This window comes from uncultured Ralstonia sp. (genome assembly GCA_913056305.1).
Taxonomy (GTDB): domain Bacteria; phylum Pseudomonadota; class Gammaproteobacteria; order Burkholderiales; family Burkholderiaceae; genus Ralstonia.
The window spans coordinates 1-5,543 of the sequence record CAJXMR010000270.1 but is presented as its reverse complement, the minus strand read 5'-3'; the positions used below and the strand labels follow the sequence as shown (position 1 = coordinate 5,543).

Below are 5,543 nucleotides of genomic sequence, written 5' to 3'. Positions count from 1 at the left end.
CAGGCCGCGATGGCGCTGCCGGTGCCGGCGCAGGTCACGCTGAAGAACCCGTCGCAGTTCCGTATTGTCGGCAAGCCCACGCCGCGCCTGGACGCGCGCGCGAAGCTCGATGGCTCGATGAAGTTCAGTCTCGATACGCGCCTGCCGAACATGAAAGTGGCGGTGCTCGCCCGCCCGCCGCGCTTTGGTGGCAAGGTGGCCAAGTACGACGCGGCGGCGGCCAAGGCCGTGAAGGGTGTGATCGACGTGCTGCAGATCCCGACCGATCGCGGGGGCACGGGCGTGGCCGTCATCGCCGACGGCTACTGGCCCGCCAAGCAGGGCCGCGATGCGCTGCAGGTCACGTGGGAAGACGCCGGTTCGAAGGTGTCCACGCTCGCGCTGATGGAGGAATACAAGAAGCTCGCCGGCCAGCCCGGCACGGTGGCCAAGGCCACCGATGTGAGCGCGATCCAGTCCGCGCCCAAGCGCATCCAGGCCGACTACGAGTTCCCCTACCTCGCGCATGCGCCGATGGAGCCGCTCAACTGTACGATCGACGTGCAGAACGAAGGCGGCAAGATCAGTGGTGCCAAGGTGTGGGTCGGCTCGCAGTTCCAGACCATCGACCAGGGCGCGATTGCCAAGGTGCTGGGCGTGGCGCCGGAGAAGGTCGAGCTGAACACGATGATGGCCGGCGGCGGCTTCGGCCGGCGCGCGATCACCACGTCGGACTACGTGGTCGAGGCCGCCAACGTCGCCAAGGCGTATGCGGCGGCGGGCCACGCGGGCCCGGTCAAGACGATCTGGAGCCGCGAGGACGACATCCGCGGCGGCTACTACCGCCCGATGCACTTCCATCGCGTCGATGTGGGCGTCGACAACGGCGGCAAGGTCGTTGGCTGGGATCACACCATCGTCGGCCAGTCGATCCTCAAGGGCACGCCGTTCGAGTCCTTCATGGTCAAGAACGGTGTGGACAGCACCATGGTCGAAGGCGTGATCGAGAACGACTACAGCTTCCCGCTGCAGCTGACGGTGCATCACCCCGACGTGAACGTGCCGGTGCTGTGGTGGCGCTCGGTCGGCCATACGCACACAGCCTTCGTGATGGAGACCATGGTCGACGAGGTGGCGCATGCCGCCAAGCAAGACCCGGTCGCCTTCCGGCTGGCGCGCTTTACCGACAAGGAGCACGCCCGGCATCGCGCTGCGCTGCAGTTGGCGGTCGACAAGTCCGGCTACGGCAAGCGCAAGCTGCCCAAGGGCCAGGCTTGGGGCGTGGCGATGCACGCGTCGTTCGAGTCGGTGGTGGCGTATGTGGTGGAGGTGTCGATCGACCAGGGCAAGCCGCGCGTGCACCGCGTCACGGCCGGCGTGCATGCCAACCGCGTGGTCAACCCGATGGGCGCGGAAGCGCAGATCCAGGGCGCCTGCGTGTTCGGGCTGGCGATGATCGCCCCGGGCTTTGCCATCGAGATCGAGAACGGCGCCACCAAGAACAGCAACTTCCCCGACTACCCGCCCGTGCGCATGCCGGACGCACCGCCGGTGAACGTGTTCTTCGTGCCGTCGGAAGACAACCCGACGGGCCTGGGCGAACCCGGCACGCCGCCGATCGCACCGGCCGTGGCCAACGCGGTCTTCGCGCTGACCGGTAAGCGCCAGCGTAAGCTGCCGTTCGACACCGTGTAGTCATCGTCGATATGTGAAGCTGTTCAAGCCGGCATGCAGCAATGTGTGCCGGCTTTCTTGTTCAGCGGACCGCTTCTTGCGTCCGCGCTTGTGTTGTCCAGTTGTCCAACCACCGGAGGAGCACGTCATGGCATTGAACATCCTGTACACCGCCCACGCCACCGCCAGGGGTGGCCGCAACGGCCACACGCAAACCGACGACGGCCAGGTCTCGCACGACCTGTCGATCCCTAAATCGATGGGCGGCCCCGGCAAGCCCAACACGACCACGCCGGAAGACCTGTTTGCTGCGGGCTACGCCGCGTGCTTCGGCTCGGCGTGCGATTTCGTCGCCAAGAGCCTGCTCAAGCTGAATCCGAGCAGCGTCGAGATCCATTGCGACGTGGGCATCGGTACGCGGCCGGAAGGCGGCTTTGGCCTGAAGGTGGGGCTGACGGCGCGCATCGGCGGCTTGCCCAAGGCTGACGCGGAGACGCTGGTGGCGAAGGCGCACGAGGTGTGTCCGTACTCGAACGCCACGCGCAACAACGTGGAAGTCACGCTCAAGACCGAGGTGGTCTGATGCACAAGCGGCCCGTTGTTGGGGTGTTGCTGGCCGCGGGCCGCGGCAGCCGGTTTGACCCGGCCGGCGTGGCCAACAAGCTGCTGGCCACGCTGCCGGATGGCACGCCCGTGGCCGTGCAGGCCGCGCGGCATCTGCGGCAGGCGTTGGGCGACGTGGTCGCCGTGGTGCCTGCCACCGCCACGCATGGCGCGGAGGTGGAGCGCCTCGCGACGCTGCTGGCCGAAACCGGCTGCGATGTCCTGCGATGCGTTGGCGCCGCGCGCGGCATGGGCGCCAGCCTGGCTGCCGGTGTGGCCGCGCGCCCTGAGGCCGGTGGCTGGATCATCGCCCTGGCCGACATGCCATGGATCGCGCCCGCGACCATCGTCCAGGTCGCGCAAGCGCTCGATGCACATCATTGCGTCGCGCCGTTTCATGCGGGACAGCGCGGCCATCCGATCGGCTTCGGCGCGGATTTCTTCACGGGCCTGACCAGGCTCGACGGCGATGAGGGCGCGCGCCGATTGATCGATCCCGCCACGCTCATCCGCATCGACACGGATGACGCGGGCACCGTGCGCGATGTCGACACGCCCGCCGATCTGGCGGGCTGACGGCAACTACCGCCCGCGGTAGTGCTCGCCCATGTAGTCGATGAACGCGCGCACCTTGGGCGCCACGTGCCGGGTCTGCGGATAGAGCGCCGAGTAGATGCGCTGCCCAAGCGTGTAGTTGGGCAGCACGTGCACCAGATGCCCGCGCGCCAGGTCCGACAGCACGGTATGCCGCGTGAAGGCGGCAATGCCCACCCCAGCCAGCGCGGCGGAATACAGCGCGGTGATCGCATCCGTGGTCAGCTTGCCGCGCAGGGCAACGCGGGTCGGCTCGCCCTTGGCGGGTTGCAGCAGCCATTGCGCCGCGGGTTGTGTGCCCGAGAACGTCAGCAGCGCATGCTGATCGAGATCGCGGGCGTTGCGCGGCAGGCCGTGTCGCGCCAGATAGGCGGGTGAGGCGACCAGCACGATGTCGGACGTGGTCAGGGTTCGGGCGACGAGGCTGCTGTCGCTCAAGGGGCCGCTGATGCGCAAGGCAAGATCGAACCCCTCGGCGACGAGGTCGACCATCTGGTCGCTGCACGACAGTTCGAGCTGGAGGTCCGGGTAGCGTGTCTGGAGGGTCGGCAGCCAGTCCTGCAGCTCTAGCGTGCCGATCGCGAGCGGCACGCTGATGCGCAGCAGGCCTGCGACCCGCTCGTGTTCTCCCGCCATGGCCTGCGTGGCCGATTCGACCCGCTTCAGGATGTCGAGACTGGCCGCGTAGTAGCGCTCTCCCGCCGCCGTCAGCGCAAAGCGCCGCGTGTTGCGGTTGAGCAGCTGCACGCCCAGGGTCGCCTCGAGCTGCTTCAGTTGTCGCGACACCGTGGAATGCGTGCTGTCCAGCCGTTCGGCCGCAGCGGAAAACCCCTGCGTCTCGACGATGCTGCAGAAGACGCGCATGGCAAGCAGTTGGTCCATGGTGAGCGTGACGGCCCTGGGGGCATCAATAGAACGCTGGGTTCAGCGCAATGGCAGGTGCGTGATTTCCGACGTGGTCATCACGTCGCCGAAGGTGTCTTCGATCTCCGCCAGCGCAGCGCGATGCAGGCTGTCCTTGTCGATCGTGTCGCCATTGGCGCGTGCAATGGCGCGGGTTGCCGAGGCGTCCGATGCTACCACCACCTGGTAGCCCAGCGGCACCGCATCGCGCGCAGCGCCGGCGACGCAGGCATGCGTCATCAGGCCGGCAATGACGAGGGTCTTGATGTTGGCGGCTTTCAGGCGCTGGTCTAGATCGGTGCTGGCGAACACGCTCACCGTGTTCTTCTGCAGCACCGTGTCGCGCGGGCGTGGCGCCATGCCGGGTTGGAACGCAACGGTGTCGCCATCGGTCGCGAACACCGCCGACCCTGCGGGCGTGACGTGCTGGACCTGGAACACCGGCAGGCCGGCCTTGTCCGCAAACGCGATCAACCGCTGGGCGTTTGCCAGCGCTGTCTTGCCATCGGGAATCGGCATCGTGCCCGTGAAGTACTCCTGCTGGAAGTCGATGATGACGAGCGCGGTCGTCTTCGGGTCGAGATGGTCCAGGGCCTTGGCGCCCGCCATGGCGCGGATGGTCGGATGCGGGCCGGCTTGTGCAGCGGACGCAGTGGCGATCGTGGTGGCCACCAGTGATAGCCCGATCGCCAGGGTCTTCATGAAGTGCGGGAGGCGCAGGCTTGCAGCGCGATGTGCGACCAGTGACGCGGGGGCGTTCGTGCGAAGGACGTGAGACATGACGGGCTCCTGTTTGGAATGAAGTGGAGCGCAGTCTATCGATCGCGCAACGCCCTCACTACGACACGCGCGAAACAGGATCTGTGCGACCGCTGCACAGATCGAAAGATGAATGGCCGCCCCACAGGCGCACGCGTAGCCCGCCCACAACTTGTCCACAGCAATGGCCAAACCGCTTGCGAAACGTGCCGCAAGCGCTTGACGCGCAAGGGTTTGTTGCACGATGTAACGGTTGTGCCCGGTGTGGATAACTCTGGCCCGGCGCATCTGTTTTGCGTTGTCGACACATTTGTGTGAACCCGTCAAGCCCGTTGTCGCGCCAACGTTTTCCGCTCCGGCGGGTTATGCACAGAACGTGTGGATAAGTCTGTGGGAAAGGTGGTCCGACCCGCGTCGCGACGCGCTTGGATGGGTCCTGCTCGGGGATTCGGCACGAACTGTCATGGTTGTAACGGGCCGCCTCAGAAACGTTTGATTACAAAGCGATACAGCATGGGCCGGTCGCTTCGACCAGACTGCCGGGCATGCGATGACGGTATCGCGACCTTGACGACGAAGGAGAACAACATGACCCGGGTGCTGACTGTTTTGCTTGCGAGCGCAATGCTACTGACGACGGCTGGCTGTGCCGATATGACGGCACGCCAGCGCAATACCGCCATCGGCGCGGGGGTAGGGGGCTTGGCCGGCGCGGCGCTGATTGGCGGCCCTGGCGCGACCCTTGGCGGTGCGGCGCTGGGCGGCCTGGTGGGCAACGTGACCACGCGCTGATCGGCCTGATCGCCAACGAAGAACGGACCAGGATGGTCCGTTTTTTTTTATGCCCGCGCGCGGCTCATTGAGCCCAGCAAGCTTTCCATGGCCGGCACTTCGAGCGGCCGGCCGAACAGGAAACCCTGCACCTCGTCGCACGCATGCGCGGCCAGGAAGGCGCTCTGCTCGGGCGTTTCCACCCCTTCGGCCGTGACCGTCATGTTCAGCGCGCGGGCCATCGCGATGATGGTCTTGGT

At 66.6% G+C, this 5,543-nt stretch carries 7 protein-coding genes; 4 read left to right on the top strand and 3 right to left on the bottom strand.

Annotation, left to right across the window (positions count from 1 at the left end):
• The 3 genes from QZ609_RS24040 to QZ609_RS24030 form a co-directional block, all read left to right on the top strand.
• Nucleotides 1-1,674, top strand: a 1,674-nt coding sequence (locus QZ609_RS24040; protein ID WP_295500235.1) for a xanthine dehydrogenase family protein molybdopterin-binding subunit, incomplete at its 5' end; no start/stop codon positions are given.
• A gap of 127 nt (nucleotides 1,675-1,801) precedes the next feature.
• Nucleotides 1,802-2,236, top strand: coding sequence for an organic hydroperoxide resistance protein (locus QZ609_RS24035; RefSeq protein ID WP_295500232.1), 435 nt, complete (start codon nucleotides 1,802-1,804; stop codon nucleotides 2,234-2,236).
• Nucleotides 2,236-2,832: a nucleotidyltransferase family protein gene (locus tag QZ609_RS24030; RefSeq protein WP_295500229.1), complete on the top strand. Its 597-nt coding sequence runs from the start codon at nucleotides 2,236-2,238 to the stop codon at nucleotides 2,830-2,832. The genes QZ609_RS24035 and QZ609_RS24030 overlap by 1 nt, the downstream gene beginning before the upstream one ends.
• A gap of 6 nt (nucleotides 2,833-2,838) precedes the next feature.
• Here the strand turns inward: QZ609_RS24030 and QZ609_RS24025 are convergent, their stop codons facing one another.
• On the bottom strand, nucleotides 2,839-3,732 hold the full coding sequence (locus QZ609_RS24025) for a LysR family transcriptional regulator (protein WP_295500227.1): 894 nt from the start codon (nucleotides 3,730-3,732) through the stop codon (nucleotides 2,839-2,841).
• Between the two features lie 42 nt (nucleotides 3,733-3,774).
• Nucleotides 3,775-4,455, bottom strand: a complete 681-nt coding sequence (locus QZ609_RS24020) for a cysteine hydrolase family protein (protein ID WP_365902255.1) — start codon at nucleotides 4,453-4,455, stop codon at nucleotides 3,775-3,777.
• A gap of 645 nt (nucleotides 4,456-5,100) precedes the next feature.
• Here QZ609_RS24020 and QZ609_RS24015 point away from each other — a divergent pair.
• On the top strand, nucleotides 5,101-5,304 hold the full coding sequence (locus QZ609_RS24015) for a hypothetical protein (protein WP_295500224.1): 204 nt from the start codon (nucleotides 5,101-5,103) through the stop codon (nucleotides 5,302-5,304).
• A gap of 47 nt (nucleotides 5,305-5,351) precedes the next feature.
• Here QZ609_RS24015 and QZ609_RS24010 read toward each other — a convergent pair.
• A partial coding sequence (locus QZ609_RS24010; protein WP_295500221.1) for an EAL domain-containing protein occupies nucleotides 5,352-5,543 on the bottom strand: 192 nt, incomplete at its 5' end.

Bases quoted from the DNA above. Each gene is read 5' to 3' on its own strand.
- QZ609_RS24020 (WP_365902255.1), bottom strand. From the start codon at position 4,455: ATGAAGACCCTGGCGATCGGGCTATCACTGGTGGCCACCACGATCGCC.
- QZ609_RS24025 (WP_295500227.1), bottom strand. From the start codon at position 3,732: ATGGACCAACTGCTTGCCATGCGCGTCTTCTGCAGCATCGTCGAGACG.
- QZ609_RS24035 (WP_295500232.1), top strand. From the start codon at position 1,802: ATGGCATTGAACATCCTGTACACCGCCCACGCCACCGCCAGGGGTGGC.
- QZ609_RS24030 (WP_295500229.1), top strand. From the start codon at position 2,236: ATGCACAAGCGGCCCGTTGTTGGGGTGTTGCTGGCCGCGGGCCGCGGC.
- QZ609_RS24015 (WP_295500224.1), top strand. From the start codon at position 5,101: ATGACCCGGGTGCTGACTGTTTTGCTTGCGAGCGCAATGCTACTGACG.